The organism is Mesorhizobium sp. M1329 (assembly GCF_040318035.1).
Taxonomy (GTDB): domain Bacteria; phylum Pseudomonadota; class Alphaproteobacteria; order Rhizobiales; family Rhizobiaceae; genus Mesorhizobium.
The window spans coordinates 1-765 of sequence record NZ_JAMYLN010000094.1 but is presented as its reverse complement, the minus strand read 5'-3'; the positions used below and the strand labels follow the sequence as shown (position 1 = coordinate 765).

Here is a 765-nt window from a genome sequence, read left to right as displayed (position 1 = left end):
TCGGTTGCCGATCTGTGCCGCAAGCACGGGGTCAGCGACGCCTCGATCTACAACTGGAAGGCCCGCTTCGGCGGGATGGATATCTCCGAGGCTCGGCGACTGAAGGCGCTGGAGGACGAGAACACGCGGCTGAAGCGGCTTCTGGCCGACGCCATGCTCGACAATGCGGCGTTGAAGGATCTTGTGGGAAAGAAATGGTGACGCCCGCGGCCAAGCGGAAAGCTGTCGCTCGCCTGAAGGAAGGCTTCGGGATGAGCGAACGGCGGGCGTGTAAAGCCATCGGCTGTTGCCGCATGACGGTTCGCTACGAGACCAGCAGGCCGGACGACCGCGAGGTTCGCGAGCGGATGAAGGCGATCGCGCAGGAGCGACGCCGGTTCGGCTACCGGCGTCTTCTCGTGATGCTGAGGCGGGAGGGCCTGGTCGTGAACCACAAGAAGCTGTTCCGGCTCTATCGGGAGGAGAAGCTCGCCGTTCGCCGCCGTGGCGGCCGCAAACGGGCGATCGGGACCAGGGCGCCGATGCTGGTGCCGCTGAGGCCCGACGAGCGCTGGTCGCTTGACTTCGTATCGGACCAGCTCACCGACGGGCGCCGCTTCCGCATCATGGCCGTCGTCGACGACTGCACGAGAGAGTGCCTGGCACTCATCATTGATACGTCTCTCTCGGGCATGCGGGTTGCCCGCGAATTGGACCGGCTCATCACCGAGCGCGGCCGGCCGAGGATGATCGTCAGCGACAATGGCAGCGAGTTCACCTCGAACG

General features: G+C 65.2%; 1 pseudogene. It reads left to right on the top strand.

Annotation, left to right across the window (positions count from 1 at the left end):
• Positions 1 to 765: pseudogene (locus NKH21_RS32710) on the top strand (IS3 family transposase); the annotation flags it as partial.